The organism is Streptococcus sp. GMD4S (assembly GCF_000296955.1).
Window position 1 is genome coordinate 1 of the sequence record NZ_AJRE01000172.1, and the last position, 2,066, is coordinate 2,066.

Below are 2,066 nucleotides of genomic sequence, written 5' to 3' on the forward strand. Positions count from 1 at the left end.
ACCCAAAAAAACCAGCGCCTCATAGATCTTGCACCCCAAATTCCTAGAGACACGACGATGTTGACCAATAAGAACCGCCTCCAGTTGTTGGATCAACTCTCTCAACACAAACGGTTTAAAAATTGCAAGCTATCAAATTTTATCAATGATATTGATCCTGAATTGCAAAAACAGTTTGCGGCTATGACTTATCGTATCAGTCTCGATACTTTTTTGCTTGTTTTTCGTGGAACGGATGATAGTATCATCGGTTGGAAAGAAGATTTCCATATGACCTATATGAAAGAAATCCCAGCTCAAAAACACGCCCTCCAGTATTTACAGGATTTTTTTGCTCAACATCCTAACCAAAAAGTTGTCATAGCAGGACACTCAAAAGGGGGCAATCTAGCTGTCTATGCTGCTAGTCAACTCGATCCACTTTTACAAAAAAACATTGTCGCTGTCTATACTTTTGATGCGCCTGGACTTCACAAGGAACTAACCGAAACAGCTGGCTATCAAAACATGATGGAAAGAACGAAAGTGTTTGTCCCACAAGGTTCTATCATCGGAATGATGCTAGAAATCCCTGATAAGAAAATCGTTGTTCGAAGCACTGCCTTGGGTGGTCTTGCCCAGCATGACACCTTTAGTTGGCAGGTTGAAGACAAACACTTTGTCCAACTAGACGAGACCAATAGTGACAGCCAGCAAGTCGATACAACCTTTAAGGAATGGGTTGAGACGGTCCCTGATACGGAACTGCAGCTCTACTTTGACCTCTTTTTTGGAATCATTCTCGATGCAGGCATCTCTTCTATCAACGACCTCTCTTCCTTCAAGGTCATTGAACACGTTCACCATCTCTTTGTCCAAGCTCAATCCCTCACTCCCGAAGAAAGAGAAACCATGGGGCGCCTAACCCAACTCTTGATTGACACTCGATACCAAGCTTGGAAAAATCGAGAATAGACAAAAACCAACTAATCATTAGATTAGTTGGTTTTTTGTTTAAGAAACTAAAGGAAACTACTTAGAATCTAGAGTATAGAATTAGTCTTCTTTTTTCTTACGAGACACAAGTCCAAATCCGCTCATCAAACCTAGTACTCCTAGAGCCGCCAAAGCTGCATGATCTTCCGTACCAGTATTAGGTAATTCTTTGGTTGCTTTAGTAGTTGGAGATTGCTCAGTCGGTTTTTGTTGAGGGGCAGTAACAACTTTTTCGTAGACATGTTCTGTGTCACCGTTTGGAAGTTTCTTGGTCTCTACGAAGCGGTAACCTGGAATATCCTTCTTAGGTTGTTCGCCGTCTTCGCTTGGATATCCTGGAATTTCATTGCCTTCCTTATCCTTATGACTTGTCTTCACTTTTTCGTAGACATGTTCTGTGTCGCCGTTTGGAAGTTTCTTAGTCTCTACGAAGCGGTAACCTGGAATATCCTTCTTAGGTTGTTCACCGTCTTCGGTTGAATAGCCTGGAATTTCATTGCCTTCCTTATCCTTATGACTTGTCTTCACTTTTTCGTAGACATGTTCTGTGTCGCCGTTTGGAAGCTTCTTAGTCTCTACGAAGCGGTAACCTGGAATATCCTTCTTAGGTTGTTCTCCATCTTCGGTTGGATAACCTGGAATTTCATTGCCTTCCTTATCCTTATGACTAGTCTTAACCTTCTCATAAACGTGTTCTGTATCGCCGTTTGGAAGTTTCTTAGTCTCTACGAAGCGGTAACCTGGAATATCCTTCTTAGGTTGTTCACCATCTTCGCTTGGATAACCTGGAATTTCATTGCCTTCCTTATCCTTATGACTCGTCTTAACCTTCTCATAAACGTGTTCTGTGTCGCCGTTTGGAAGTTTCTTAGTCTCTACGAAGCGGTAACCTGGAATATCCTTCTTAGGTTGTTCTCCATCTTCGGTTGGATAACCTGGAATTTCATTCCCTTCCTTATCCTTATGACTTGTCTTAACCTTCTCATAAACATGTTCTGTGTCGCCGTTTGGAAGTTTCTTAGTCTCTACGAAGCGGTAGCCTGGAATATCTTTCTTCGGTTGTTCACCATCTTCGCTTGGATAACCTGGAA

2 protein-coding genes are annotated in these 2,066 nt (G+C 42.1%); one reads left to right on the top strand and one right to left on the bottom strand.

The window, feature by feature from the left end:
* Window positions 1–954, top strand: a 954-nt coding sequence (locus tag GMD4S_RS08270; protein WP_008289609.1) for a DUF2974 domain-containing protein, incomplete at its 5' end; no start/stop codon positions are given.
* An 81-nt stretch (window positions 955–1,035) separates the two neighbouring features.
* On the opposite strand, the gene GMD4S_RS08275 is transcribed toward GMD4S_RS08270, so the two are convergent.
* Window positions 1,036–2,066, bottom strand: a 1,031-nt coding sequence (locus tag GMD4S_RS08275; RefSeq protein ID WP_000297238.1) for a MucBP domain-containing protein, incomplete at its 5' end; no start/stop codon positions are given.